Origin of the sequence: Candidatus Nitrosotenuis uzonensis, assembly GCF_000723185.1 — an archaeon.
Classification (GTDB): Archaea; Thermoproteota; Nitrososphaeria; order Nitrososphaerales; family Nitrosopumilaceae; genus Nitrosotenuis; species Nitrosotenuis uzonensis.
Window position 1 is genome coordinate 83,190 of sequence record NZ_CBTY010000011.1, and the last position, 24,843, is coordinate 108,032.

The 24,843-nt window shown below is 44.7% G+C and carries 32 protein-coding genes; 13 read left to right on the forward strand and 19 right to left on the reverse strand.

What is annotated here, in order from left to right:
- Positions 1–437 precede the first annotated feature (437 nt).
- Complete coding sequence (locus tag NITUZ_RS08645; RefSeq protein ID WP_048197197.1) at positions 438–1,211, reverse strand: glutamate racemase; 774 nt, start codon at positions 1,209–1,211, stop codon at positions 438–440.
- A 106-nt stretch (positions 1,212–1,317) separates the two neighbouring features.
- Here NITUZ_RS08645 and NITUZ_RS08650 point away from each other — a divergent pair, with 106 nt between their 5' ends.
- The gene (locus NITUZ_RS08650; RefSeq protein WP_048197198.1) at positions 1,318–1,968 is read left to right on the forward strand and encodes a Snf7 family protein; all 651 of its coding nucleotides are present in this window, start codon (positions 1,318–1,320) and stop codon (positions 1,966–1,968) included.
- Between the two features lie 253 nt (positions 1,969–2,221).
- Here NITUZ_RS08650 and NITUZ_RS08655 read toward each other — a convergent pair whose 3' ends face one another.
- Together NITUZ_RS08655 and NITUZ_RS08660 are read right to left on the reverse strand one after the other, a co-directional pair.
- Positions 2,222–2,884 (reverse strand): uracil-DNA glycosylase, encoded by a 663-nt coding sequence (locus NITUZ_RS08655; RefSeq protein WP_048197199.1) that lies wholly within the window; start codon positions 2,882–2,884, stop codon positions 2,222–2,224.
- Between the two features lies 1 nt (position 2,885).
- A complete protein-coding gene (locus tag NITUZ_RS08660; RefSeq protein WP_155991556.1) occupies positions 2,886–3,605 on the reverse strand; it encodes a hypothetical protein in 720 nt (239 codons plus the stop codon).
- 180 nt (positions 3,606–3,785) lie between these two features.
- On the opposite strand from NITUZ_RS08660, the gene NITUZ_RS08665 reads away from it, so the two are divergent.
- Complete coding sequence (locus tag NITUZ_RS08665) at positions 3,786–4,448, forward strand: hypothetical protein (protein ID WP_052370153.1); 663 nt, start codon at positions 3,786–3,788, stop codon at positions 4,446–4,448.
- A gap of 25 nt (positions 4,449–4,473) precedes the next feature.
- Here NITUZ_RS08665 and cobM read toward each other — a convergent pair whose 3' ends face one another.
- From cobM to NITUZ_RS08685, 4 genes are read right to left on the reverse strand one after another with little or no spacing between them, the layout of a single operon-like run.
- Positions 4,474–5,250, reverse strand: a complete 777-nt coding sequence (gene cobM, locus NITUZ_RS08670; RefSeq protein WP_048197201.1) for a precorrin-4 C(11)-methyltransferase — start codon at positions 5,248–5,250, stop codon at positions 4,474–4,476.
- Positions 5,243–5,956: a precorrin-2 C(20)-methyltransferase gene (gene cobI, locus NITUZ_RS08675; protein ID WP_048197202.1), complete on the reverse strand. Its 714-nt coding sequence runs from the start codon at positions 5,954–5,956 to the stop codon at positions 5,243–5,245. The genes cobM and cobI overlap by 8 nt, the downstream gene beginning before the upstream one ends.
- Positions 5,957–5,990: 34 nt before the next feature.
- Positions 5,991–6,578 carry a precorrin-6Y C5,15-methyltransferase (decarboxylating) subunit CbiT gene (gene cbiT, locus NITUZ_RS08680; protein WP_048197203.1) on the reverse strand — a complete coding sequence of 196 codons (588 nt, stop codon included), beginning with the start codon at positions 6,576–6,578 and terminating at the stop codon, positions 5,991–5,993.
- A 3-nt stretch (positions 6,579–6,581) separates the two neighbouring features.
- The gene (locus tag NITUZ_RS08685; RefSeq protein ID WP_048197204.1) at positions 6,582–6,995 is read right to left on the reverse strand and encodes an EMC6 family protein; all 414 of its coding nucleotides are present in this window, start codon (positions 6,993–6,995) and stop codon (positions 6,582–6,584) included.
- 95 nt (positions 6,996–7,090) lie between these two features.
- Here NITUZ_RS08685 and rqcH point away from each other — a divergent pair, with 95 nt between their 5' ends.
- From rqcH to NITUZ_RS08700, 3 genes are read left to right on the forward strand one after another with little or no spacing between them, the layout of a single operon-like run.
- Positions 7,091–9,010, forward strand: coding sequence for a ribosome rescue protein RqcH (gene rqcH / locus NITUZ_RS08690; RefSeq protein WP_048197205.1), 1,920 nt, complete (start codon positions 7,091–7,093; stop codon positions 9,008–9,010).
- Positions 9,003–9,476 (forward strand): Mut7-C RNAse domain-containing protein, encoded by a 474-nt coding sequence (locus NITUZ_RS08695; RefSeq protein WP_155991562.1) that lies wholly within the window; start codon positions 9,003–9,005, stop codon positions 9,474–9,476. The genes rqcH and NITUZ_RS08695 overlap by 8 nt, the downstream gene beginning before the upstream one ends.
- Positions 9,451–10,053, forward strand: a complete 603-nt coding sequence (locus NITUZ_RS08700) for a TIGR00296 family protein (RefSeq protein ID WP_048197206.1) — start codon at positions 9,451–9,453, stop codon at positions 10,051–10,053. The genes NITUZ_RS08695 and NITUZ_RS08700 overlap by 26 nt, the downstream gene beginning before the upstream one ends.
- On the opposite strand, the gene NITUZ_RS08705 is transcribed toward NITUZ_RS08700, so the two are convergent.
- Complete coding sequence (locus NITUZ_RS08705; protein ID WP_048197207.1) at positions 10,048–10,416, reverse strand: aconitase X swivel domain-containing protein; 369 nt, start codon at positions 10,414–10,416, stop codon at positions 10,048–10,050. The genes NITUZ_RS08700 and NITUZ_RS08705 overlap by 6 nt on opposite strands.
- Positions 10,413–11,564, reverse strand: coding sequence for an aconitase X (locus NITUZ_RS08710; RefSeq protein ID WP_048197208.1), 1,152 nt, complete (start codon positions 11,562–11,564; stop codon positions 10,413–10,415). The genes NITUZ_RS08705 and NITUZ_RS08710 overlap by 4 nt, the downstream gene beginning before the upstream one ends.
- An 83-nt stretch (positions 11,565–11,647) precedes the next feature.
- Between NITUZ_RS08710 and NITUZ_RS08715 the strand changes: the two genes are divergently transcribed.
- Positions 11,648–12,298: an endonuclease III domain-containing protein gene (locus NITUZ_RS08715; protein WP_048197209.1), complete on the forward strand. Its 651-nt coding sequence runs from the start codon at positions 11,648–11,650 to the stop codon at positions 12,296–12,298.
- Here NITUZ_RS08715 and NITUZ_RS08720 read toward each other — a convergent pair.
- From NITUZ_RS08720 to NITUZ_RS08730, 3 genes are read right to left on the reverse strand one after another with little or no spacing between them, the layout of a single operon-like run.
- A complete protein-coding gene (locus tag NITUZ_RS08720; protein ID WP_048197210.1) occupies positions 12,282–12,950 on the reverse strand; it encodes a hypothetical protein in 669 nt (222 codons plus the stop codon). The two genes, NITUZ_RS08715 and NITUZ_RS08720, sit on opposite strands and share 17 nt — an antisense overlap.
- Before the next feature lie 3 nt (positions 12,951–12,953).
- Positions 12,954–14,096 carry a sulfate adenylyltransferase gene (gene sat, locus NITUZ_RS08725; RefSeq protein ID WP_048197211.1) on the reverse strand — a complete coding sequence of 381 codons (1,143 nt, stop codon included), beginning with the start codon at positions 14,094–14,096 and terminating at the stop codon, positions 12,954–12,956.
- Positions 14,093–14,815 carry a phosphoadenylyl-sulfate reductase gene (locus NITUZ_RS08730; protein ID WP_048197212.1) on the reverse strand — a complete coding sequence of 241 codons (723 nt, stop codon included), beginning with the start codon at positions 14,813–14,815 and terminating at the stop codon, positions 14,093–14,095. Before NITUZ_RS08730 ends, sat begins: the two co-directional genes overlap by 4 nt.
- Positions 14,816–14,905: 90 nt before the next feature.
- Between NITUZ_RS08730 and NITUZ_RS08735 the strand changes: the two genes are divergently transcribed.
- The 4 genes from NITUZ_RS08735 to NITUZ_RS08750 all read left to right on the forward strand — a co-directional run bounded on the left by NITUZ_RS08735 (position 14,906) and on the right by NITUZ_RS08750 (position 18,130).
- Positions 14,906–16,021, forward strand: a complete 1,116-nt coding sequence (locus NITUZ_RS08735) for a hypothetical protein (protein WP_048197213.1) — start codon at positions 14,906–14,908, stop codon at positions 16,019–16,021.
- A 32-nt stretch (positions 16,022–16,053) separates the two neighbouring features.
- Entirely contained in the window at positions 16,054–17,286 is a 1,233-nt protein-coding gene (locus NITUZ_RS08740) for a glycosyl transferase (RefSeq protein WP_048197214.1), read from the forward strand.
- 150 nt (positions 17,287–17,436) lie between these two features.
- Positions 17,437–17,721: a hypothetical protein gene (locus NITUZ_RS08745; RefSeq protein WP_048197215.1), complete on the forward strand. Its 285-nt coding sequence runs from the start codon at positions 17,437–17,439 to the stop codon at positions 17,719–17,721.
- Between the two features lie 13 nt (positions 17,722–17,734).
- Positions 17,735–18,130, forward strand: a complete 396-nt coding sequence (locus NITUZ_RS08750) for a hypothetical protein (protein WP_048197216.1) — start codon at positions 17,735–17,737, stop codon at positions 18,128–18,130.
- Here NITUZ_RS08750 and NITUZ_RS08755 read toward each other — a convergent pair whose 3' ends face one another.
- The 3 genes from NITUZ_RS08755 to NITUZ_RS08765 are packed head-to-tail and all read right to left on the reverse strand — an operon-like array spanning position 18,131 to position 20,661.
- Entirely contained in the window at positions 18,131–18,916 is a 786-nt protein-coding gene (locus NITUZ_RS08755) for an SDR family oxidoreductase (RefSeq protein ID WP_048197403.1), read from the reverse strand.
- A 45-nt stretch (positions 18,917–18,961) separates the two neighbouring features.
- Positions 18,962–19,612 (reverse strand): hypothetical protein, encoded by a 651-nt coding sequence (locus NITUZ_RS08760; RefSeq protein ID WP_048197217.1) that lies wholly within the window; start codon positions 19,610–19,612, stop codon positions 18,962–18,964.
- A gap of 38 nt (positions 19,613–19,650) precedes the next feature.
- On the reverse strand, positions 19,651–20,661 hold the full coding sequence (locus NITUZ_RS08765) for a lysylphosphatidylglycerol synthase transmembrane domain-containing protein (RefSeq protein WP_048197218.1): 1,011 nt from the start codon (positions 20,659–20,661) through the stop codon (positions 19,651–19,653).
- 52 nt (positions 20,662–20,713) lie between these two features.
- On the opposite strand from NITUZ_RS08765, the gene NITUZ_RS08770 reads away from it, so the two are divergent.
- Genes NITUZ_RS08770 through NITUZ_RS08780 form a run of 3 tightly spaced genes read left to right on the forward strand, consistent with a single transcriptional unit; the run spans position 20,714 to position 23,066 of the window.
- Complete coding sequence (locus NITUZ_RS08770; protein ID WP_048197219.1) at positions 20,714–21,472, forward strand: ATP/GTP-binding protein; 759 nt, start codon at positions 20,714–20,716, stop codon at positions 21,470–21,472.
- A complete protein-coding gene (locus tag NITUZ_RS08775) occupies positions 21,472–22,386 on the forward strand; it encodes a homoserine kinase (protein WP_048197220.1) in 915 nt (304 codons plus the stop codon). The genes NITUZ_RS08770 and NITUZ_RS08775 overlap by 1 nt, the downstream gene beginning before the upstream one ends.
- Complete coding sequence (locus NITUZ_RS08780; RefSeq protein WP_048197221.1) at positions 22,383–23,066, forward strand: 7-cyano-7-deazaguanine synthase; 684 nt, start codon at positions 22,383–22,385, stop codon at positions 23,064–23,066. The genes NITUZ_RS08775 and NITUZ_RS08780 overlap by 4 nt, the downstream gene beginning before the upstream one ends.
- Here NITUZ_RS08780 and NITUZ_RS08785 read toward each other — a convergent pair.
- Genes NITUZ_RS08785 through NITUZ_RS08800 form a run of 4 tightly spaced genes read right to left on the reverse strand, consistent with a single transcriptional unit; the run spans position 23,049 to position 24,832 of the window.
- On the reverse strand, positions 23,049–23,303 hold the full coding sequence (locus NITUZ_RS08785; protein ID WP_048197222.1) for a hypothetical protein: 255 nt from the start codon (positions 23,301–23,303) through the stop codon (positions 23,049–23,051). The two genes, NITUZ_RS08780 and NITUZ_RS08785, sit on opposite strands and share 18 nt — an antisense overlap.
- Before the next feature lie 35 nt (positions 23,304–23,338).
- Positions 23,339–23,890 carry a GTP cyclohydrolase I FolE gene (folE, locus tag NITUZ_RS08790; RefSeq protein WP_048197223.1) on the reverse strand — a complete coding sequence of 184 codons (552 nt, stop codon included), beginning with the start codon at positions 23,888–23,890 and terminating at the stop codon, positions 23,339–23,341.
- Complete coding sequence (locus NITUZ_RS08795) at positions 23,887–24,600, reverse strand: 7-carboxy-7-deazaguanine synthase QueE (RefSeq protein WP_048197224.1); 714 nt, start codon at positions 24,598–24,600, stop codon at positions 23,887–23,889. The genes folE and NITUZ_RS08795 overlap by 4 nt, the downstream gene beginning before the upstream one ends.
- A gap of 37 nt (positions 24,601–24,637) precedes the next feature.
- Entirely contained in the window at positions 24,638–24,832 is a 195-nt protein-coding gene (locus NITUZ_RS08800) for a hypothetical protein (RefSeq protein ID WP_048197225.1), read from the reverse strand.
- Positions 24,833–24,843: the final 11 nt, after the last annotated feature.

The following is a 24,843-nucleotide window of genomic DNA, read 5'->3' on the forward strand; positions in this document are numbered from 1 at the left end:
AATGTTTTGTAAGTATTGTATCAGATTTGCCATCATCAAAAATGATCGGTTGTTCCGATGTTTTTGGTAGAGTAGCATTACTATTAGATGATACAAACGATGAGATTATCAAAATGGCAATTAATGATAATGAAATGATTTTTGCACTTTTCAAACTAGTTACCTCGTGATGATTTAATCAGAATCATTAGACTGCGCCGATCGATTGAGTCGCTTGCAATTCCAACTTTAGCAGTATCAGCTATACCAGTTAGAAAATTAGCGATCTTATTTTCAGACATTATTGAATTAATTTAATGAAAAAAATCGAATAAGTCATGAGGAATTTTTGGGTGAAAACGCATGCCGCCATGGCAAATTACAGTTTTCATGATGCCAGATTGGATTACTGCTATTTTGTTCAAAATTACAAATTTTGTGATCACAGTATCAGAAATTCAATCTAGATCAAGATCATGTACAGTTTCTTTTATTCCAATTAATTCCAAATTTTTTTGAAATCTAATTGAATTTGCTGAGCTAAATATTTTCAGAGTATTTTTTGGAGACGGAAAAAATGACTTATGACTTGTAATTTGTTTTGCTACATCATCAGCAGGATCAAGAAATATTACATTTGGAAATAATTGTTGCATATATGAAAGCAAAAATGGCAGATGTGTGCTGGATAATGTAGCAACATCAATATCATTTGCAATAAACTCTTGTTTTAAAACTGAAACGATTTTATCATTACACAATTTTACATCATGAATAAATTTTCCAGATTCAACCAGATCAACAAGAGAGCTTGTATTAATTATTGTAATTTTTATTTGATTGGACATATTGTTTTTGATATAATTATTCAATTCCAAACTTTGTGAAATTGATTTTGTAACAAGAATTGCGATTGAATTTGTTTTTGTAATAGTTTGCGCAATTTGTATGGGCGGTAGTACACCTATCAGTGTGTCATCATCTTCAAATAATTTTCTAAACAATAAAGATGGAGTGTTAGAGCCGACAACAATAAGATCGGGTTTGAATTTTTTACGCAAGTACGATATGTTGCTTTTTATTATCGTTTCAAGCTTTTTTGGAGATTTCATACCATATGGATAATTTTTCTGATCAGCAAAATAGATGATATCGGACTTGGTATGTTTTTGAATCGATTTTATTATTGATAGAGAACCAAAACCAGAATCAAATACAACTATTTTTCCCATGTAGTTATTGCATAGTATTTCAATTTACATCTTGTCAGCTAAATTTACTCAACTGTTGATTATAATCAACTACAGCAATTAAGAATTAAATTCTAAACAGTTGCGCATGACCAGCTTCGAGAAGAATTGGGCACGTCAAGATACTGCAAGCATATCAGAGAAACTTCGAGACTCTGTTAAGCCGCAAGGAGCATTGAAACCAAGAATTCAGACTGCAGTCAACAAACTGCAACTGCAAATTTCAAAAATGGATTCAATGCTAAACAAGCTGCACGAACGTGACGCTCAACTTTTTAAACGAATCGTAGCTGCAATGCAACACCACGACACAAGCGCAAGCAGAGTGTTGTCAAACGAACTAGCTGAAATACGCAAAGTAACAAAAATGCTAAGCAATGCAAGAATGGCATTAGAACAAGTACAACTACGTTTGACTACAATTCACGACTTGGGCGATGCAATGGTTGCAATCGGTCCAGCAATGTCCACCATGAAGGGACTAAGATCATCACTTGGCCGATTTATGCCAGAAGCAGATGCAGAACTAAATGCAATGACACAAACCCTAGGCGGTTTGATGATGGATTCACTTGCGGGGGACGCCTTCAGCATGGATTCAGAAATATCAAACGAGGAGACAGACAGGATATTGCAGGAAGCATCAGCGGTTGCAGAACAGCAAATTGGGGAAAGATTCCCATCCGTACCCTCTCCATCAGGACTTTCGTCCCAATCAAGTTCCACAACTTACGAATAAAGAACTTGAAAGACGAAAGATTCTTTTTGTTTTATTAAAATGAATGATTGGTTATAATTCAAGTTTCTATGAAGCGTTATTACAATAATCTATAGCAGATTCGTATGCAATAATACAAAAAATTCGCAAATAATGGTTAGCTGTGTCGGAATAGTACCAGATAATAGAAATTGGTATTAGTTATTCCCACATTATATGCATAATTGGATGCAATCCATTGAATTAGTGATTTTTACTCGTAATGTACTAATGATTATTTGGCCAAAAGTGCCCTTACATCAAGAAAGATCTTGTTCCATTGACTCCAAATTAACTTGCCTGTTTGGGTATTCTGTCTACTCGGGTGATAACTTGCAACAATCACAATACCGTTATGGAAAAACCTGTGGCCATGAGAAAAGTTTTGGTACTTGACACCACATAAGCGTTTTACTGCATCAAATGCAATTTTGCCAAGACAAACTATCACTTTAACATCTTGTAACAAGGCCAACTCCTGCTTTAGATAATCGGCACAGGTCATAATTTCATTCCTAGTAGGCTTGTTGTCAGGAGGCGCACATCGTACTGCTGCCGTAATATACGCATCAATGAGAGTAAATCCATCGTTTTTATTCTGACTTGTAGGTTTGTTTGCAAATCCATTATCAAACAAAACCTTTGCAAGCCAATCGCCAGAACTGTCTCCTGTAAACATTCTACCTGTCCTATTACCCCCATGTGCAGCTGGTGCCAGACCCACGATCAGTAACTTTGCATTAGGATCTCCAAAGCTGGGTAGTGGTTTGCCCCAGTATTTGTCATCATAAAATCGCTTTACTTTATTTTTAGCTACTGACTTTATGTAAGAGTGTAATCGAGTACATTTTTTACATTTAACCACTTTGTCGTTTAGTTTTTCAAGTGATCGTTCCATTTCAGGTATGGTTGAACAATCCAGTTCTTGATAAGAGTATTATCACACTAACTGAAGCCAGTAATGCAAGAAATGGCAGATGAAATTCCGGCAGTGACTTGTCTGGAGAGTAGATGGTTCCCCATTGTGCAGGTACAGGTACCATGGGGTTTTGCGGTGTAAATTCAGTCACATTAGGAGGATATGTGAACAATTTCTGTGAGTTTTCATCATATACTGCGAAATAAAATCCGTATTCATTACTGCGTCCGATCAAACTTGTTGGTATTTTAAACTCGTATCCAGGGTGTGGTATACTTGAATACCTGTCATTCTCATCTGAAACCGTGCTTATAGATTCCAATCCTTCAGGACGCGAGATCTCTACGAATATTTGTTCTAAATCACCTTGGAAAACTGTGGAGTTTGAATCCAAGATAGCCACAATACAATAGTCATCACGGTCAAGAAATTGTGTTTTGTCATTGTTTGAATCAAAGCATACAACTGCCTTGTCTTTTCCCTTGTCAAGTGTAAAGTCAGTCAGCATGTCGATAAACATATAGACAAAATCGCCCTGATGTGCGGTACGAAGTACGGCTTGGTGTTCATCTGGATAATTATAGGTGTTAAGACTTGATTGTTTCCATTCCGTTTCAAACGACCACTTTCCATCAAAGTGGACATCCTCCATTGTGCCAGAATACGTGATCGGTATTGCCTCAAAAGAATCATCTGCCATGGCGGCAAACAACACTAAGGCTAAAAATAACACCTCCAGCATAAATCAGGTCACGGATTTAAAAATAAAAGAGTTATCCAGTCTTACCGGATCTATGAGCACGTATAATTGCCATTTTGGAGCTTTTTGTCTAAAAAAAATTCCACCATTTCTATATACTTGTACCCGAACTGGTAGTTAATGAAATTGAGTACAACGACACTAGTCCTTGGAGTTGCACTAGCGGTTGTAGCCGGCCTTTTTAGTTCTACTATTTTTGGTATAACCGGAATTAAAAGCGACGCACAAACCAGTACGACTGCCACAGGTCTAATTACAGGACATGTAGTCACGACATTGACAGACTCTGATGGTAACATCAAAGCATATAGACAATCAGACAACCTAATTGTAAACAACGGTGAGAACTGTGTTTCAAAAATGTTGTTTGGTGCTAGTGGTGGAAGTAGCACTGGTACCAACGTTTGCACAGGTGCAATAACTGAAGGATTCAGATACATTGCAATTGGCAACAGCTCTGCAACAGTTGCCAGTGATAATACTGGGCTTGGAGCAGAATTGACTGCAAGCGGGCTTGGAATTAAATATAGCACCATCACTTGGACTAACTCAACAGGTTCCGGTTCAGGCACCACCGCACAGGCTGTGATGGCGGCTACATTTACAAATAGTGGACCAACACAAGCCGTAACAGAGTCAGGACTGTTCAACGGTACAAACGCCTCCACAAACGGCATGTTTGCAAGACAGACATTCTCTAGCATCAGCATGAATAACGGTGACTCATTGACTGTCCAGTGGACTATCAATGTAGGTGGAACCGCTAACGCACTGACACCATAGTCCTAAAAACTCTTTCTTCTTCTTTTTATTTTAAATTCTGCCTAGCCTTTGCCTTTCTGTATCCATGACTGAACGACTTGTCATATAGTTTTGAATACTCGTATGACTTTGGTTGTATCACATCGCCGATAATCACAATTGCTGTGCGTGTTATCTTTTCTGCCCAGACCTTCTTTACAATATCAGATAACGTTCCAGTAATTACTTTCTGGTCAGGCCAGCTTGCCCTGTACACTACAGCTGTTGGTGTGGATAGCGCGTATCCGCCCTTGACTGCCTCCCTTACTATATCAGATAACAGGTGCACGCTCAGATAGAATATCATGGTGGACTTGTGCTTTGCAAGCTCGCTTATCTGCTCCTGCCTTGGAACCTTGGTGCGCTTTTCTGCCCTTGTGATGATTATTGTCTGCGTTATGCCAGGCAGCGTAAGCTGTAAGCCCAAGGCAGCAGATGATGCAAGAAACGATGTAACCCCAGGGACCACCTCAAACTCTATTCCCTCCTTTTGCAGACTGTCTGTCTGCTCCCTGATTGCCCCGTAAATGGCAGGATCCCCGTCGTGCAATCGTACAACTGTTTTGCCCCTTTTCGCATTCTTGCTCAAAATATCAAATATCTCCTCTCTTATCAGGCCTGACGCATCATGCATTTTTGCCTTTTTGCACATCCCAAGTATCTTCTCAGGTATCAAAGATCCCGAATACACCACAACGTCGGCCTTTTGCAGTAGCTTTTTTGCTTTGACTGTTATCAAATCCGGATCGCCAGGCCCGCAACCCACAAAGTAGACTTTATGCACGTTTTACCACCATTATAGAAAAATACTTTGTAGTCAACGTGCTCTCATTGACATCTCCAAGCCTCATCTTCCTTACAATCTCGTTTGGGGTTCCAAGGTCCTGCCCTATTGCAAATATCGAATCATCTGAAAACCCAGATTCTTTTAGCAGCTTGATTACCTGATCAAAATACCTTCCATCCTTGAGAAATATCATAGTATCGCAGTTCTTTGCCGTTTCCTTGACACGTGACAGATCATAGCATGATGGTATCACTGCCATGGTCTCCGCCCCCTCCGCCAGGCTTATCCCAACCTTTGATGCAAACGTAAACATCGAGACTATACCCGGAATGACTGAGATCTTTATCTGCGGAAACTTTAGCTGCAGTTCGCGGTGCAGATAGATCCACGTGCTGTAAAGATATGGATCTCCAACAGTAAGATAGACGACTTTTTTTCCTTCAAGAACCTTGTTTGCAAGAATCTGTGTGTTCTTCTCCCAGGTGCTCTCCAGCGTGTCCTTGTCCTTTACCATAGGGAACACCAGATTGACTATCTCATGATTTCCAATCAGTGATTCCACCACAGATAGCGCTATGCTAGGCTTGCCTTCCTTTGCCGTCGGGCACGCGATGACCTCGGCCGACTGGATTGCCTTGACTGCCTTGACCGTTAAAAGTTCCGGATCCCCCGGACCGCAACCCACACAGACAAGCTCGTGCATGCTCTAGACCAATTTTTTCCTAGATAAAAGTGCATTATTTTGTGGCAGATATTATCGTGACCGGGTTCCTTGCCAGCATCATAGTTCCAGTGGACGTTTTTTTGCTTTTTGATATCGTAACCTGTGTTATGTCAATTTCTGAAAAGCCAAGACCTTGCACCACATTTAGCACTGCATAAAGCGTCTCTATCAGAATCACGCCAATCACAATCCTTGATTTTGGCTTTAGTTTCTCGTAGCACATCCTAACTATCTCTTCAGTGTCACCTCCAGTACCGCCTACAAAAATTGCATCAGCTGGAGGCAGCTCTGCTATCTTTTGTTTGGCATCAGAGAGTATCACATCAACATTTGAAATTCCAAACTTTGCAAGATTTTTCTTTGTCAGCTCCACTGCTTTTGGATCCACATCTATCGCATACACCCTGCCATCCCTTCCTACCTGCAGCGCAGCTTCAACCGTTATCGAGCCGCTGCCGCAGCCTATATCGTATACAATGTACCCCCCAGACAGTCTTGCCTTGCTTATCTGTAGTGACCTTGGCTCCTCCTTTGTTATTGGAACCTCCTCTGTTCTCTCAAAGTATTCATCAGGTATGCCTGGCGTTCTGTATTCCCACATGCCCTAGATCGGCTTTATCGGACCCATTGTAACGTCCGGGTGGTGCACCAGAGTATAGGTAATAATCCACATAAACAGATAGATGAACACAAAGCTGCCAATTCCTGTTGTGACTATCTTTTTCCTATCGGAAGGAGGCAGTCCTATCTTCATCCCCTTGCCGACTATAGCAGACGCAATAAAGACTATAATCATGAATGCAATGGAAGCCCATCTCCTCTCCTCCCCCTCAATGGACTCGAACAAAAACGTGGCAATTATTCCGCCTATAGCTGCCATGCCTATTCTAATCCAGAACAGTCTGTCAAGAAGCTTCTTGCGCCTCTCTGACTCATCCATGTTGTCCGGCGCTTCAGTCTTTGGCGCCTCGTCCTTTGGCTCATCCGGATTGGCCTTTTTCTTTGGATGCTTGGTCAATGAAATTTCTACGGTGACTCAAAGCCATCCAGTTTAAAGTCTTTGGTCGAACCTGCATCATTAAGAGTATATTTGCAGCTTTATGCAAGATCAGCATGGCGCTGGCTGGAATTGAGCTCACCTTTCTTGTAAAAGAAATAGCACGAGCCGCTGACGGATATTATGTAAATAACATTTACGCAATAAATCGCAACAGCATTCTCTTCAAGCTCCACCATCCGGAAAAGCCAGACATATTCTTGGTGCTCTCAACTATCGGTATGTGGCTTACCGGCATCAAAATAGACCAAATAGAGGAAAACCGCATGATAAAGCGCCTGCGCGATGACCTGCTAAGAATGAAGATAACAAAAATAGAGCAGATAGGCGTGGAGCGGATCGCATACATAACGTTCTCAGGTTTTGACAAAGAATTTGTGCTTATCTGCGAATTTTTCGGCGACGGAAACTTACTGCTCTGCGATAGCAATCTGAAAATTCTTGCCCTGCTCCATTCCATCGAGGTAAGACACCGTGAGCTCAAAGTCGGCATGACATATGCCCCCCCTCCCCAGATGGGCCTTAACATATTTGATATAAACGAGAAGAATTTTGATGAGGCAAGATCAGTTACAACACCGATAGCTAGGTGGCTTGGCAGAACCTTCGGCCTGCCTGCAAAGTACGCCGAACAGATACTAAATCTTGCAAAAATTAATCTGGAAACACCTGCAGATCATCTAACACATGATGACATAAAACAGATCGTCCAGGTGGCAAGCACCCTGACAAAAAGAATTGTCAGTGGCCAGCACGAGCCTGCAATACTCAAAACTGAGAAAGGACTTGATGTATACCCAGTAAAGCCTGATGGTGCGCAAGATACGGAAAACGTCCCGACCTTCATGGAAGGACTTGATAGGGTTTTATCAAAGACACTGCTTGAGCAGGGCAAAAAAGCTCAGAGTACCGAGATTGACAAAAAAATATCAGAGCTGCAAAGTGTAATAGACGAGCAGGACAGGGCAGTCCAGCAGGTGAAGGAAAAATCCGAGTCAATAGCCAAGGTGGCAAAGGCACTTTTTGCACTAAGCTCGCAAGGCGTAATCTCAATAGCAGATCCCCGCTCTATTGAGACCCTCAAGTCACAAAACGCCGAGATCATCAAGGAAAAAGGAATAACATATGTAAAGATAAACAGTGAAAAAGTGCAGATAAAGGAGAACTCTTCCATACCGGCAATAGCCTCACTCCTTTACGATGAATCAAAAAAGCAGGCATCTGCAATTCAATACATACTCAACCTAAGGGAGAAAAACCAAATAGCAATAGAAAAGCTCAGAAAACAATCAGTTACAGCAAAGGATTCCATCTCATATACACAAATGCAAAAGAAGAGCTGGTTTGAGCGGTACCGCTGGTTCTTCACATCCGATGACCTCCTTGCAATAGGCGGCCGCGACTCCTCGTCAAACTCGGCCATTATAAGAAAGCATCTTGCCAAGTCAGACAAGGTGTTCCATGCAGAAGTGTTTGGCTCGCCATTTTTCATTTTAAAGGACGTGCCAGAGCAGATCCCATTTGACTCTCTAAATGAAGTGGCCCATGCCACTGTATGCTTTAGCAGGGCATGGAGGGAGGCAATGTACGGAATGAGTGCCTACTGGATAAACCCAGAGCAGGTAAAAAAGGCAGCACCAAGCGGGCAGTTCCTCGCAAAAGGATCCTTTGTGCTGGAAGGGCAAAAAAATTTCGTAAAGATCTCAGATCTTGTGCTTGCAATCGGAATCATGAAAAAAGACAACCGCCATATGATAACGTGCGGTCCGCCAGAACCAATAAAGAAAAACTGCATCTGCTTTGCTATAATCAAACCCGGAGGATCCGATATGCCGGACGTTGCAAAAAAGCTCCGGTCTGATTTTATCAAACTGGAAGAAGATATTGCAAAAAACTTTACCGTCGACGACTATGTTCGCGTTTTGCCCGCAGGCCAGAGCCATATAACAGAGGTTGTCCATTCCAAAGTTGACTGAGTTTGTTGCAGACGCAATGCTTGGAACGCTGGCAAAGAAATTAAGGATTTTGGGCTTTGACTGCAAGTACTTTGCGTCAATAAATGATGAGGAGATTGCCGCTCTTGCAAAAGCCGACTCTCGCACAATTATTACAAAAGACAAGCTGCTTGCGCAAAAATGCAAAAAGCAGGATATCAGAGTAATCTACCTTGAATCACATTCTGAAAAGGAACATCTAATCAAGATAGCAAGAGTGTGTAATCTAAGATACGCCGTAGACGCATCAAATGCGCGCTGCACATCATGTAATGGTTGCCTTAAAAAAGCAGACAGGTCCATCATAACCTTGATGCCTCAGCTCACCCATATCAGTCAGTTCTGGCAGTGTCTTGACTGCAAGCATATCTACTGGGAGGGAAGTCATATTAGAAACTTGAAGAAATTCATAAGTGAAGTCAATGTCGAATTACAAAATAAGCGATGAGGACGGCGTCAGTCTTGTCAGAGCTGCAAGAAGTATAGTTACCGAATTTGTCAAGAGCGGCCGCAAAATCAAACTGGACGAAAATGAAAGAAAGCGATTCTCCTTTGAATGTGGAATATTTGTCACACTTGAAAAAGAATCTGATCTGAGAGGCTGCATAGGCTTTCCACTGCCCCGCAGGCTTGATACTGCGCTTCCAGAGGCTGCCATAGCTGCTGCAACAAATGATCCCAGATTCCCCCCAGTCACGGTTGATGAGCTTGACAAGATAACATTTGAGGTAACAGTACTCACGCCACCAGTTGAGCTCAAAGTCGAGCCATCCCAGATACCATCATCAATCAAAGTAGGCAGGGACGGCCTCATAGTAAAGCAGGGACCATACTCCGGCCTGCTGCTGCCCCAAGTGCCGGTCGAATATGGCTGGAACGAACAAGAGTTTCTAGCTCATACGTGCCAGAAGGCAGGCCTGCCGCAAGACTGCTGGAAGAAAGAAGACACCAGGGTGTTCTCGTTTGAAGGAATAATATTCAGAGAGAGCAGTCCAAACGGCCAGGTAGTAAGGCACTTTCTATAACATGTCAGTGTCAATGCTAAGCTGCTGGCCGCTTTGCAGCCTTTCGTATTCTTGCTCTGATGCAATTACCAGCGGAATGTTGGCAAGCGCGCATCCTGAGGCCACCGTGATGTCTGCCTTTTTGCACACCATCGCGTACGGCGCAGAGCCGCTTGACTTTAACGAGTATATCGTGTACGCCCCAACACTGCTGCCAACCCCATGAGGAAATACAAGGATGCAGTTCTTGACTGACCTTCCAACTAGATCGTGCTTGTCATCAGATATGATGCCCGATTTTTTGTCAACGGAGCCAAGAAAGTTAATCGGCGTGTTTGTCTTCAGAATGCTGCCGCTGGCCTTACCCCTCACTATCACCTTCATTTTGTCTCATCTCGTATTATGTGTGATAGCGGTTTTAGATTCACATCAACTCCCGTCGAGTTCTTCAGATAGTATGCACCTTTGATGCTGTTTGTAGTCACAGAGTCTATCTGGCTTTTGTCTACAAGCGGCGTCAAGCACGTGCAGCAGTCAGAGAGAATCTCGCATCCTGCCCTCTCTATCTCGTTTGTGTATCCAAGCTTTCTTGCCTGCTCTTGTACAGCTCTTGGACAGAACACCATGCACCTTTTCTTAAACGAGCGTCCCTTGAGCATCACTGAAAGATCCTCCATCTCTCCAAGGCCCAGCTGTGGGCTGCCCAGTGTCACTATATCACCCCTGTCTGCAGTGTTTAGCTCATCAAAGACATTCTGCATTTCTTTTTTGTCAAAATCTATCTTCTCCGAACCAGGAGTATCCTCCAAAAAGAACTTGCCGCATCGTCCTGATGTTCCCATGCCGCCGCACAGGGATTTGCAGCTCCGCCTATCAAGGTTTTTGACTCCAGATATTGAAACTGAATTGTCTGCAACCTTGCCTGCAAAGTAGCCTAACATTCCCATGGTCATCTCGTTTGGCTCGTCAACTTTCATTCTTATTGTAAGGTTGGGCTTGTCATTCTTTCTAAGATCCGAATACGGGCTCTTGCCTGTCAGGGCGCTTGCCAGAGCCGAGAACGCTGATTCTTTGTTGGTCCTCAGGCCGCTAACAGAGTTTGCATAAATTGCAGCGTTACTTTCCGCAAACGATACCTGTGTTCCGTTCTGAGGAATGTCAAATATCTCGTACGGTATACAGGAAAACGAAGGAACCACGCCCATCCTTTCATACGATTCCTTGATGCTCTTCTGTTTTTGTATGAACTCGTCTGAAAGGTTATAGTTTGATACCTTTTCAAAATCAAATCCCATCGGGTTCACCGTGGTCATCACCTTTACTCTGGCGTTCTGCGATAGCTTTGAGAGAAACTCTTGGCCTGCATCGCCGATGGTGTTATAGTTTACGCCAGAGAGGTGCGCCCACTTGATCGGCACGAGTCTTTCTGCATTTGTTGCCTCTCCTATTGCCACCAGGATCCTGTATGCAGTCTCCATGGTCTCCCCATATTCGCCCTTTAGCGCAAGCTCCTCTTCTCGTGTAAGCTCCACGGTATGATCTTGGCCAATGCCGTATAATACTTAATTGGAATTTTCCAAGTTTAATTATTATTGAATGCCTTGCATGTAGAAATATGGAAAAGATCCTGCGCGGCATGATGGAGACAATGAACTCAGTCAGGCCGCCCCGCATGACTGCGTTGCGCCAGCTGCATGATGTTGAGAACGGCCGACCCTTTGCAATCCTTATTGGAACCATACTGTCCGCAAGGACAAAGGATGAGAACACCACAAAGGTTGTCAGGGATCTGTTTTTGCACTACAAGACAGTCGACGAGCTTGCATCTGCCAAGATAAGAGATGTTGAAAAGATAATCAGGTCAATCGGGTTCTACCATGTAAAGGCAAAAAGGATAATCGATGTTGCAAAGATAATCAAGTCCCAGTACAACGGCAAGGTACCTGAAGATATGGACGAGCTCATCACGCTGCCCGGAGTTGGAAGAAAGACTGCAAACTGCGTCCTAGTTTACGCGTTTGAAAAGCCTGCCATACCAGTAGACATCCACGTGCACCGCATCTCAAACAGGCTAGGCCTTGTCAGCACAAAGACGCCAGAAGAGACCGAGCTTGCCCTGATGGAAAAAATACCAAAAAAATACTGGCTTGAGATTAACGATACATTTGTCATGTACGGCCAGAACATCTGCAAGCCTGTATCGCCGATGTGTGATGTGTGCAAGATAAAAAAGCTCTGCAAATATTATTCTACGAGCGCTTCTTGATCAGCAATAATATGCCGATGAGGGCCCCGACGGCCCCGCTCACAATGAACGGATAGTAGTGGAACGGGTTCTTTGATACGTCGCCTGACATTATGTCTATTGTGAACGTGCCAGAGTTTATTGCAGGCGGATCTGACCTTTCGTCCATCCCATATACTGCATATCCGCCGACTGCAAACTCGTTCAAGTCCACGTTGCTGACAACTATCCTCTTTCCGTTGCTGATGGTAATCCCAGGCGAATCACCATGGGCCGCAATTATCTTAGAGTCAGGAGACCATCCATTGACGTCAACTTTGGTAGCAGGTATGTACCCTATGTCAGGAAGGTTGAAGGCTGCCCAGAACCTGCGCTCAGGCGGGCTTCCCATGCCTATGTCGATGTATTTTTCATGATCGTTTGCATCATAGAGCCTTAGCACTGCATTTCCTTTTGGGTTTGCGTAAAGCAGGTTGTTCTGTATGGTCACCTGCCAGTTGCCATGGTGCGACTTTTCAAAGCTCTTGAACTCTGCGTCGGCCCTCACCCTGTTAAAGTCCTGCGCCGGAATCTGTATTTCCTGTAGCGTCAAGGTAGGGTTGGCAAACTCTTGCGCATATACTGGCGCCACAGACAATGCAAAGAACAAGGCAGCGACGATCAGAATATTCATTTTTTAATCCACAAACGGTTTTTTGTGGCCCATTATTACCTTTGAGACCTCAGGTCGCAGGATGAACTCTGATGGGGCCTGGCCTTCCTCTATCATCGAGCGCAGCTTGGTTCCGCTTATCTGCTCGTGGAATTCCGGACTGTGCGGACATGCGCGCTCGTTTGTAAATGTGAGACATTTTTTGCAATAGTAAAACGCCGGAAAGAATATCGGCTTTATCTCAAGGTCGGTAAAGTCAGAGAATATCTCCTGCGCGGCAAACGGGGAATAGTACTTGCCCACACCTGCATGATCCCTTCCTATTATGATGTGCGTGCACCCGTAGTTCTGCCTCATGATTGCATGGTGTATTGCCTCTTTGGGCCCTGCATACCTCATCTCTGTGTGCAGTGTGGCAAGGACGCATCTGTTCTTTGGATAATAGTGCTCTATCATTGCAAGGTACGATTCCAGTATGACATCGTCTGCAAAGTCGCCTGACTTTTTCTTTCCAATCAGTGGGTTTACAAACACGCCATCGTGTGTGGTAAGCGATGTCTTTTGCAACATTTCGTGCGCCACGTGAGGAGGATTCCTTGTCTGGAATGCCACTATGGTTTTCCATCCGGCATCAGAGAATGCCTTTCTTGTCTGCTCGGGGTTCATCCTGTACTTTCTTATCGGGTCATCCTTGGGCCTTGTAATGTAATCTATCTTGCCGCCAACCAGATAATCGCTCATCGAAAACGTCTTTGCAACCCCGGGGTGGTTCTGGTCCGTCGTCCCATACACTGCCTGCGCCGTTGCCTGCTTGTCAAATGTGTACACTTGCTCCACGTGGAGCAAGGCAAACTGGCCTCCCTGCTTTGTCTTTAATGCGACATCGCCTGCCTGCCTCATCTTCTCTGCTGTCTCCTTGTCAACGTCAAGCACTATTGGAACGGTCCACGGAAGATCGTTTCCAAGCCTTCCCCTTCTTATGACGCTCTCATAGTCGTCCTGGAGCAAAAACCCCTCCAGCGGGCTGAATATCCCGTCTGCAATATTTTCAACATCGTTTGCAAGATCATCGGAGACCGTAATCGAGTACGCCCCGCTTGCATCCTTGTTTGAGATTCTGCTAATCAGCCTGCCGCCATGAGGCCTGATAGCGCCCTGTGAGCTCATCTTGCCGTGTGGTCCATGTGAAGACCACATTCCTTGTGTTGATCGGATTCCCACCACCATCGCCCGGCCCTCAGATCCTCACCAGGCTTTATTGGGCGCGTGCACGGCTCGCAGCCGATGCTTGTGTATCCTTTGTCCAGCAGCTTGTTGTACGGGATGTTCTTTGATTTGATGTAATCAAGTACCTGCTCCCATGTCCACTCTATAATCGGGTTTACTTTGATAATTCCTCCGTGCATTCTGTCTATTTCGACCATCGATGCCTTGGACCTATTTTCGTTTTGGTCTCGCCTCAGGCCGGTAATCCATGCATCAAGTGTTCCAAGAATCTTGTTTAGTGGGTGCACCTTACGTATCTCGCAGCACAGCTTTCTGTTCTCCACGCTCTCATAGAACAGGTTTATGCCCTTGGTTCTTACCATCTGCTCGACCTGTTGAGTATTAGGGAACATCACCTCGAATTTTATTCCGTATCTTTTGCTCAGGCTGTCCATCACATCGTATGTCTCCTGATTGAGCCTGCCCGTGTCCAGTGTGAAAAATCTTGCCTTGGGGTTGATCTTAATTATCATGTCGGTAACAACAGAGTCCTCTGCTCCAAAGCTTGACGCCTTGGCTATCTTTTCGCCAAAAGTATCATACGCCCACTTTAAGGCGTCCTCGGGTGTCTTTAGCTTGGAATTTATCTGATCTACCTGCTCTTGCGTAAATCTTGGCACGATCGTCTTGGTCGTAATTTGTCATATAATCATTTGTAGCCCTTGGGCATAATCGCTGAAATTTTAAACAGCTGCAGTCAAGGAGAACAGATGAGTGAGAACGCGTTCGTGGTTGTTTTTCCCTCAGTTTTTGCAAAAAGCAAACAAAGCAATCTTATGTCAAGCGTAAGGAAAGTTCTGCGCATTCAGGGCCAGCGCTTTGGCAGAATATCAAGGGATGAGGAGCTTGTGATCATAGAGGCAAACGATCCAGTATTTGCCTCCTCTGCTGTCAACTTGCTTTTTGGAATCTCGCGCGTGTGCATAGCAAGGAGGGTGGAGAACAAGTATGATACCGTGGTCTCCTCCATCGCAAAGATAGGAGCAAGCCTGCTGCTACAGGGTGAGCAGTTCCACGTCAAGGTGGAAGGCCGCGCACCAGGATACATTCCAAAGGATGTGGAGATAGCTGCAACTTCTGCGCTCATAGAAAGCTCGCACAAATCAGGCTGCAGGCCCGGCACCGAGGAAAAGCACGACAAGCAGATCTACTGTTATCTTACAAAAAAGAATGCTTACATTGCGATTTTTTCCGACGGGGGCCACGGTGGAGTGCCGTACAACTGGCAGGATCAAAAAATAGTATGCTGCATATACGATGAGCTCTCTGCAGTCTCGTGCCTTGAGGCAATCAAGCAGGGATTTGATGTCAGGATAATTGTTTGTTACAACGACTCTAATCTACTAGATATTGTTAGGATGCTAAACAGGATACTCCCACGAACAGTATCATCTCAAGTGGATATCGAGTTCTTTACTATTCCAAAAGGTCAGGGGGCAAAATCAGTCCTGCATAGGGCCAAGATTGCAACTTGGGTTTTGTGTAGTGTTGCAATGGAGCAGAAAATATCCAGGGTTGGATTGGCACTGTCCCCTCTGGTATACCCTGTATGGTTCATAGACGAGAATGCAGATATCATAATAAAATCAAAGCTGACACCGTGGCCGGTTCTTGCAGGACTTGATGAGCAGATAATCAGAACCGCAAAGGAAATAGGCTTGGGCAAGTACCTGCACAAAATAGAAAAGCTCGGAGCATACAACTTTTCCAAGGAAAAATTTGACGTATCCAGAATCGTAAAGGAATCACTTGGAACTAGGCAAAAGATTACCGTGAATGTGGGGCCCAACAATGTACATGAAATACTGGACCTGCTCAAGCATTGAGAATTTATGCGAGCACATTTTGATGTGAATTTGTGAAAAAGATAGGCCAGTTCATCTATTCGTGGGGAAATGGGCACTATTCCAGAATGATGAGATTTGATGAGGAGCTTGCAGAGCTTCTCACGGACGCTGAAATTCACTATTCCAGCAAGGACGAGATTTACCAAAAGCTGTTAAAGCGGTTTCCCCAGAAAAGGCAGCATATACACCAAATGCTCATGCCTACGCCTATTGATGGCAGATACGGTCCGAGTGTTTTTCTTTCCATGCTGAACTTTCTTTTGCCTGTGAGAGGCAATCCCCCGCTTGTCTCCCAGGTAAGCAATTACCTCAAAAAAGAAGCTGCGCTTTTTGACTCGGTAGGATTTGATCTTGTAGTAAACGATGGCGATATGGGTCCTAACATACTTGCGCGCAATCGCGGTGTAAAATCCATCTTTATCACAAACCAGTTCAGGCCTCGCCTCTGGAAGTCGCATTTTTTCTTCTATCCGGGAATGCTCTTTATCTCAAAGCAGATTGCAAAGGCAACAAAGATAGTGGTGGCAGACTCGCCTCCGCCATACACCATATGCGAGTACAACCTCAACTTTCCAAAATCTGTCAGTGAAAAGGTGGTATATGCAGGCCACTTTGCAAAAAACGCAAGACACGTTCCCTTGCCAGAGTCTGACTTTGAGAGGCTGATAAGGGGCGTAGAGTTTGGCTACTGGATGAGAACTGGCAACAAGTCTACAAACGAGGTGACCGGCAAAAAGTACGAGCGCGTGTTTGCCTCAGATCAAATGAAAAATGAAAGGCGAGTTATCTCGCATGCAACTGCCGACCCGTCAATTGATAGGGTGATTGGAAGGGACGGCAGAGTATATTCTATTTCCGAGGCGCTTGACAAAAAGGTCGACTGGCTCCAAATTGACGTCGGGTTTCTCACAGAGCAGCAAAAGGAGGCAACACTTGAAGGCTGCCAGTATGCGGTGGTAAACGGCTCGCACACAGTGATGGGCGAGATAATAGGCCTGAAAGGAAAGCCGATCATCGGAATTCCAGTATATGATGAGCAGGGAAATCAGATACAGTGGGCCCAAGAGCGCAGACTGGGCATAGGCGCAAAAAACACAAAGCAGGTCATTTCGGCCATAATGCACCTAAAGGACAGACGTGAGGATTTTGAGCAGGCAATTGCAGATTTCAGAAAGGGCTTTGTAGCAGAAGGGGCAAAGAACGCAGCAAAGATCGCAGTGGAAATGCTAGAGGACAAAAGATAATAGGTTTTTTCGGTCAACACAGAGAATCTGGTGCGCGGTATTTCGATGGGCGAACGGACCGAAAGGGATGACGAGATAAGCCGCGCACCAGAGGAATCGATCATAGTCCCATTGGGAACGCTTTTATGGAAAAATCTTTGACGCAAACCATTGGTAAATTGCCCAGAATGTGTTGCAAAAGAGCGTAAGGCAGCCTATGAACGCCACATAGCAAGCGGAAGTCAAGAGAGCGTCCAGAAGGTCCTAGAAGAAATAGAGATCCCAATGAAATTTGATCCTGTAACAAAGCACTTTATCTGCAAACGGTGCGGCCTTTATGCCACAAGGGAGCAGGTAAACGACATAAGAGACAAGATAAACCGCAGGGACCAGACAAGGGAGGATAAGCATTATGACTATCTTGACTGGTGGCAAAAAAGCAAAAAAGACAAGTAGGCAGTGACGCTTTATGGTAAAAAAGAAGGATGACATTCCAGACTGGGTATTAGACGAGATAAAAAATGCCAAGTTCGAAAAACCCGAATCTCTCACAAGGACCGGCTACATCCTCGAAGTCTATGATTCTGATAAAAAAATAGATGCACAGCTGTACGAGCAGGTCGAGGACGGCCGCCACATAATCACCATGGATTTGCCAAAAAACATCAAGCCGGAGGAATGCCAGAGGGGCATAGTTTACGAGTTTACATTTAACCAGCTAAAGGCGCCACTCTCAAAAAAAACAGTCGAGTTTCTCAAAAAGGAAAAGGAAATTGAAATCTCTGCCATATACCAGTTCGACCTGCAAAAGATGGAAGCACTCGATGTTGCCTCAGATGATGCCGGGGCAGACAGTGAGGAATAGCTATTCTCTCATCTGCCTTTTGAATGCGCTTCCAACTAGAGGGTTTATCAGATATGGAAACGTGTGTTTTGCCCAGACAGCGCCGCGCACTATACCTGGAACTATGATTTCAAACCGTGACGAGTTGGCAGCTGCCACCACCGCCTTTGCAACAGTATTTGCGGAAAGTGCAGTTGAGGATTTTGGCATCGACTTGAATGACGGGTTGTCAAAGAACTCTGTCTTTACCATTATTGGGCTGACGACCGTTATTCTAACGCCAGTACCCTTTAGCTCGTGCCAGAGCCCTTCTGAGAAGCCCAGCATTGCGAACTTGGATGCGCAATAAGATGCGATTCCGGGCAGACCAAAGCTTGCTGCAACAGAGGCCACGTTCACTATGTGTCCCGATTTTAGCTCAAGCATCTTTGGCAGGAAATTTTTGGTGCAATAGACCATGCCAAGATAGTTTGTTGCCATCTGGGATTCAATTTCTTCTATTGTGAGCTTGGATACAGAGCCCCATATTGCAAAGCCTGCATTGTTCACAAGTATGTCAACTCTGCCGAATTCGTCAAGTGTGCGCGTACGCATTTTTTCTACCTGCTCTTTTTGCGAGATATCGCACTGGTAGACAAGTATTTTTGTGTTGTATTTTTTGAGCTGGCTTGCAAGCTCTTCCAGCTTTTCCTTCCTTCTTGCTACAAGAATAACATTGGCGCCTCTTTTTGCAAATTCGATGCACGATGATTTTCCGATACCGCTTGAGGCTCCGGTGACAAGCACTATCTTATTTTGAAATGACACAGTGCTCAAAGTATCACCCAAAGATAAGTTGGTTTCCATATTTTCTCAGAGTCGGATTATTCCCTTTTCCACCATGTATTTTATGCCGCTCACAAAGTCAGAATCAGGTATTCTGCCTTCCGACCACCACTTGGCGCTGTTTTTTATCCAGCCTGGAATCTGACTTGGGCCGGTCTCCTGTTGAGCTGTCTTTGAGACCACAATGATGTTGTTTTTTATCAGGTATTGTATTCCCTGAACAAAATCGCTATCAGAGATCGCTCCCTCAGACCACCACTTGGCGCTGTTTTTTATCCAGCCTGGAACCATTGCATCTTGCAGATTTACTGACAGTGTCTGGCTTTGGTAGGTGCATATCTGCCTGTGAACCTCAAGGCAGTGTGATGTGATTACTATGTCGTATCTTCCTGGCTCAAGATCTCTTGTTTCGAACTCGAACGTAAAGTTCCCAGTATCATCGCTTGGAAAAGACCTCTCAGCTAGCACGCCCACAGGGCCTGTCACTTTGAAGTTGAGAAGAACGTCTGCTGTAGGTATCTCGTTATAGTTTACCCAGCCGCGGATAGCTACCTTTTCACCAATTATGTACTCGGTTTTTGGCTCCACCACCACTGGCTTTGATATATGGGTGGCACTTGCCGGAATCGACGCAAATGCAAACGCCATTAGTAATGCAAAGACCACCGTCTTTTTCATGAAAATGTTTGAATGAAACAGCCAAAAAGTTTTGCGCTCTATTCGACTTTCTGGTATTTTCTTAGCGCCATCTTCATCAAAAGAAACCATGCAATAGGAATAGGCAGCTGGTATGTAGCAATGCGCCATGCAATAATCGTGTTCCATTCAACGCTGTTCTCTGGAAGCTCTAGCTTGAATTCTGCAAGGTGGTTCAGGTACGCCCACACGCCAAACTCGGTAAGTCCGGAACCTCCTACCGTGATAGGCAGGTTCCCTATTGCATTGCCTGCCATCACAGCCAGTATCGAATCAATGGCAGAAACCGTGTTTTCAGTTCCCGACGATATCAGCATGAACGAGATGCCAAACACAAGCCAGGATGCAAGCGATAGTGCAAATGAAATGGCAAAGGCTCTTTTTGCATCCTTTGAGCGAAAGTTCTCCCTGCTCATAGTGCAGATATCATCCATCCACTGGTTTGTTTTCTGTATGTACTGCTGTCCCTTTTCCTTTCTTATCCGCACTGCAAGATTGGCAAAGATCTCAGGCACCTGGTATGTTTTCTTGCCGGTGCTAAAGAACAGTCCTGCCCAGAGACTTACAATCGGAATAGACGTGCCGAGCACCAGCATCCCTATCGCAGAATATCCCGAGATGATGGCAACAATGCCTGCGATTATCGAGACAAGTCCAGCTGCCAGCACTTCTGTTACTATCTCAAATATTCCAATCCACGAGGCCTTTGCGGTATTGATTCCGCGTTTGTTCATCCAGTAGATTCTGACCACCTCACCTCCGACGAACATCGGAGTAGTCAGAGTAACAAATTCCGAACCAATCCTGACAAATATCGTCTTCCAAAATGTCTCAAGTCTGCCGTGGAAGACCCTGATGATATAGTAGAATTTTACGCCCTGCAAAAGGAGCTTGCACATCATGGCGGCAAATGCCGCAAGAAAGCCTACAATGCCGACAGCAAAAATATCCTCAGGTTTTACGTTAAACGAGATTGCAATTATTACAAACGGCACAAGACTAGCTGCAAAGGACACTATTCGCCAGTTCAATTTAGTGAGCTCTTAATTGATTCAAATATAAGCCAACACTAGTTCAGTTAAATTGAAAGTAATTTTTGTCGCAGGCACAGCAGGCGCAGGAAAGTCACTGCTGACATCAAAGATTCATGAATATTATACTAGGAACGGCGCCTTTACCTCCATACTAAATCTTGATCCCGGAATAATTACTTCCCCATACACTGCTGACATTGACATCAGGGATCATGTGGATATTGTATCAATAATGAGGCAGTTCGATCTTGGCCCCAACGGAGCCCTCATGATGGCAAACGATCTTATCGCCTCAAAAATAGACGAGATCCAGCAGGAAGCAGACAGAATAAACCCTGACTATCTCATAGTCGATACGCCAGGACAGATAGAGCTTTTCGCATACAGGACAAGCGGGCCGTACTTTATCAGCAATTTTGTCTCAGAGCAGAAGGTGGGCCTGTTCTTGTATGACGGAGCACTTGTGACAACTCCCCTTAACTTTGTCTCGATGGCCCTTCTTGCAACGTCGATCAAGCTAAGACTTGGCATCCCCACAATCAACGTTCTGACAAAGACGGATCTGATTGCTGATAAGATATCAGAGATACTACGGTGGACTACGAATGTCAAGGCGCTAGAGAACGCAATTGCCGAGGGATCAGATGGGGAGACGTATATCCTCCTAACAAACATACTGCGCAGCCTAAACCTTGGCGGCTTTGCACAAGGATTAATTCCAATTTCAAACTCTACCGGTGACGGAATGATAAACCTTGAAGCAGCTTTGAGCAGAATTCTTAACTTGGGAGAGGAGGTAGAAGACTGATGCAAGTTACCGCAAGAGCTCCATCATCTACTGCAAACCTTGGCCCAGGCTTTGATGTATTCGGTCTTGCCCTTGACGCATTCTTTGATGAGATCACGCTTACAAAGACCAGAGCAGGCATAACCATAATCACCGAAGACAATATTCCTTTGAGCCCCTCAAAGAACACAGCCGGACTTGTAGTTGCATATATGAAAAAACGATTCAAGGTAAAAAGCGGAGTGCAAATCAAAATCAGAAAAGGCGTTCCTGCAGGATACGGAATGGGAAGCAGTGCCGCATCCGCTGCAGCCACTGCAGTGGCATTTGATAGGCTGTTTAGGCTCTATCTTGACGGCAATACGCTTGTAGAGTGTGCCGGAGTTGGCGAGCGCGCAAGTGCGGGCTCTATTCATTACGATAACGTCTCAGCCTCCGTCCTCGGCGGCTTTGTAATAGTGAGAACAAAACCTCTTGATGTAATCAGGATAACTCCGCCCGCTGACCTTAGGTTGTGTGTGGCAGTACCGAAGCTAAAAGTGCCCCCGAAAAAAACCGAGGTATCCCGCAGCGTAATTCCAAAACAAGTTAACCTTTCTGATTCGGTGAAAAATCTTTCCAACGCAGCTGCAATAGTTGCAGGCTTTCTGAAAAAAGATTCTACTATGATAGGAACCTCAATTCAGGACGTCATAGTAGAGCCGGCAAGGCAGCATCTCATACCAGGATTTTCCGCAGTGAAAAAAAACGCGCTGCGAGCAGGAGCACTTGGAGTTACGATAAGCGGAGCCGGCCCGTCTGTAATTGCATTTGCAACTAAAAAATCCGATCTTGCAAAAATTGCAACATCAATGAAGAATGGATTTGCTACGGCAAAAACTGACTGCGATGTCATAGTATGCAAGCCAAGCTCTGGCGCCAGGATAACCAAATGAGAAAGGCCGTAGTCGTACTCAGTGGAGGGCTGGACTCTCTGTGCCTTGGAGCGCACCTTGGCTCAAAGTACGAGCTTTACGGCATCACGTTTTCTTATGGACAGCGTGCCTCACAAGAGCTAAACTCTGCAAGACGAGTAGGTAGAACTCTAGGGTTAAAGGATCACAGAATGGTTCGAATTGATTTCATGAAGTCATTATACGGGGAAAGCAACGTGCTAACCAACACGAAAAAAAAGCTGCCAGAAAAGTTCGAGTATTCAATAGTCGTGCCAATAAGAAATGCCATATTTGTCACCATTGCATCCGCCTGGGCTTTTGCCCTTAACGCATCGATTGTAGCATACGGGGCACACACCGATGACACAAAGTACTCTGATTGCCGCCCGAGTTTCTCAAAAAAACTGCAGGAAGCGCTAAACCAAGGAGAGTCAGATGGAATCGCGCTTGGAATCAGAAGCAAGATTGAGATCTGGACGCCATATATTGCAGGCCTATCAAAGAGCGATCTTATCAAAGCAGGATACAAAAAATTTGGCAATGAGATCTTCAAAACGTGGAGCTGTTACTCTAATGCAAAAATACACTGCGGCAGGTGTGAATCGTGCAACAACCGCAAGACAGCGTTTGAAAAGGCCGGCATTGCCGACAGGACCAGATATTTAGTACCTAGTTTCTAGAATCTTTTTTCCGAGTATTCCATGTCTTATGCCTATGTACCAGCCCAGTATTATCAGCGCAATTATTCCAAAAAAGTACCAGTTCTGCATAGCAGGTTCAACATCCTTTGCTATGATGTTGACGATCTCGCGAGAGCTAAGGGCGGAGATTGCAAGCACTATAAAGAACTCTATTGCAAGCCACGTAAAGTGCGGCCACGATTCTCTTGGAATGTGAACGTTGTTGTGTGCTCCCACGATCGACTAGGATTCTGATTGATATTTTAGCTTTTTCAAAGCTGGTGTTTGTGGTTGCGGATCATAGCAATGACATCCTCGCGGTTCTCCTTCCTTTCATATACGCCCCTGAAGGCAGACGATGTCATTGTAGCATCGTTGCGCACGCCCCTCATTTTCATGCAGAGGTGTTCCGCATCAGAGAGAACTATTACCCCCTTCACACCCTGAGCATAAAGCTCGTCTGCAATGTCCTTTGTCATCCTCTCCTGAATCTGCAGGCGCTTGGCGTATTTTTCTACCAATCTGACCAACTTGGAAACGCCAAACACGCGACCATTTGGCATGTACGCTATGCTTACCTTGCCAAAGAACGGAAGCATGTGATGCTCACACATTGAATAGAATTTGATGTCCTTTACTACCACCGCATCCGAATCTTCAGAGAACTGGACTGAAAGCTCCGAGTCAGTGTCATACCCTGAGAAGATCTCCTCGTACATGTCCGCAATCCTTTCAGGCGTTCCCCTAAGTCCCTCCCTTGTGGGATCCTCGCCAAGCTCAATTATCAGCTCGCGCACAAGGCGTTTTACTCGTTCCTTGTTCATGGAGCGCCTATGAGTTTGTGCAGTTGCGGCACAACTCTTACCTCCGGATAATATGGATACACCAAATCATAAAAGCTCAAAAGATTTTGCAAGCTTGGTTCTGCTATTCCGTAGGTCGGTTGTATTATAAAACCCTTGAGATCTCCTGCGTCTGCGATACTAAAAATTTTTTTCACAAGATCTTCAAAGTCATTTCTTTCAGTTCTGCTGCTGACCACAATTTTGATGTACGTGGTCTTTTTCTCTCTGATCGAGTGCGCAAGGCATTGTAATGCGTTTTCTATAAGCTTGGAATAATGTTGTGTATCTACAAATTCCGAGTCTGGCGTCTTTAGCTCTATTTTGACAAAATCTATGTGAGGAAGAACGGTGGCAAATCTCTTTGAATCAAAGCATGATGATTCAAGATAGGTGGGTATGTTTTTTGCCTTGACGTGTTTTGCAAGCTCTGCGACCGCCTCATGCTGGACAAGCGGGTCGCCGCCTGTAAAGTTCACCTTGTATGTTTTCTTTTGCAGATGCTCGTCTATGAGGTTGTATGCATCGCTTATCTCATACTCTTGGCCCGAATCAAGAGGCAATGACTCTTTTGTGTCACAGTAAAAGCACGTGAATGGGCATCCTGCAAGCCTGACAAACAGAGTCTTTGTTCCATACAGTATGCCTTCTCCTTCAAGTGAGGTGAATATCTCGTAAAGTCTGACCTTCAAGTAGACGATCTAACTTGCATCGTTATTTAATTCAGATCTAGGTGACTACCGGCTCTTTTGTATACAAGAGGCCTGCTACAAAAAATATCACACCTAGTATTCCGATCAGGGCGCCCACAAACTCGATGGTCTCGAAAAATTCTGCATCAGTTGGAGCCCAGATAAATGCCATCAGTACGCCGACCACAATCATAGGGATGCCTACTCCTGCTGTGATCTGCTTTGATGCCATGTGAGTGCTAG

What these genes read in the sequence shown, in the direction of transcription:
- NITUZ_RS08780 (WP_048197221.1), top strand. Translation starts at nt 22,383, where the DNA reads ATGAGAAAGGCCGTAGTCGTACTCAGTGGAGGGCTGGACTCTCTGTGC.
- NITUZ_RS08800 (WP_048197225.1), bottom strand. Translation starts at nt 24,832, where the DNA reads ATGGCATCAAAGCAGATCACAGCAGGAGTAGGCATCCCTATGATTGTG.
- NITUZ_RS08720 (WP_048197210.1), bottom strand. Translation starts at nt 12,950, where the DNA reads ATGAATATTCTGATCGTCGCTGCCTTGTTCTTTGCATTGTCTGTGGCG.
- NITUZ_RS08660 (WP_155991556.1), bottom strand. Translation starts at nt 3,605, where the DNA reads ATGGCAGATGATTCTTTTGAGGCAATACCGATCACGTATTCTGGCACA.
- NITUZ_RS08750 (WP_048197216.1), top strand. Translation starts at nt 17,735, where the DNA reads ATGGTAAAAAAGAAGGATGACATTCCAGACTGGGTATTAGACGAGATA.
- NITUZ_RS08715 (WP_048197209.1), top strand. Translation starts at nt 11,648, where the DNA reads ATGGAAAAGATCCTGCGCGGCATGATGGAGACAATGAACTCAGTCAGG.
- rqcH (WP_048197205.1), top strand. Translation starts at nt 7,091, where the DNA reads ATGGCGCTGGCTGGAATTGAGCTCACCTTTCTTGTAAAAGAAATAGCA.
- cbiT (WP_048197203.1), bottom strand. Translation starts at nt 6,578, where the DNA reads ATGTGGGAATACAGAACGCCAGGCATACCTGATGAATACTTTGAGAGA.
- NITUZ_RS08775 (WP_048197220.1), top strand. Translation starts at nt 21,472, where the DNA reads ATGCAAGTTACCGCAAGAGCTCCATCATCTACTGCAAACCTTGGCCCA.
- NITUZ_RS08650 (WP_048197198.1), top strand. Translation starts at nt 1,318, where the DNA reads ATGACCAGCTTCGAGAAGAATTGGGCACGTCAAGATACTGCAAGCATA.
- NITUZ_RS08760 (WP_048197217.1), bottom strand. Translation starts at nt 19,612, where the DNA reads ATGAAAAAGACGGTGGTCTTTGCATTACTAATGGCGTTTGCATTTGCG.
- NITUZ_RS08735 (WP_048197213.1), top strand. Translation starts at nt 14,906, where the DNA reads ATGAGTGAGAACGCGTTCGTGGTTGTTTTTCCCTCAGTTTTTGCAAAA.
- NITUZ_RS08655 (WP_048197199.1), bottom strand. Translation starts at nt 2,884, where the DNA reads ATGGAACGATCACTTGAAAAACTAAACGACAAAGTGGTTAAATGTAAA.
- NITUZ_RS08665 (WP_052370153.1), top strand. Translation starts at nt 3,786, where the DNA reads ATGAAATTGAGTACAACGACACTAGTCCTTGGAGTTGCACTAGCGGTT.
- cobI (WP_048197202.1), bottom strand. Translation starts at nt 5,956, where the DNA reads ATGCACGAGCTTGTCTGTGTGGGTTGCGGTCCGGGGGATCCGGAACTT.
- sat (WP_048197211.1), bottom strand. Translation starts at nt 14,096, where the DNA reads ATGAGCTCACAGGGCGCTATCAGGCCTCATGGCGGCAGGCTGATTAGC.
- folE (WP_048197223.1), bottom strand. Translation starts at nt 23,890, where the DNA reads ATGAACAAGGAACGAGTAAAACGCCTTGTGCGCGAGCTGATAATTGAG.
- NITUZ_RS08700 (WP_048197206.1), top strand. Translation starts at nt 9,451, where the DNA reads ATGTCGAATTACAAAATAAGCGATGAGGACGGCGTCAGTCTTGTCAGA.
- NITUZ_RS08705 (WP_048197207.1), bottom strand. Translation starts at nt 10,416, where the DNA reads ATGAAGGTGATAGTGAGGGGTAAGGCCAGCGGCAGCATTCTGAAGACA.
- NITUZ_RS08645 (WP_048197197.1), bottom strand. Translation starts at nt 1,211, where the DNA reads ATGGGAAAAATAGTTGTATTTGATTCTGGTTTTGGTTCTCTATCAATA.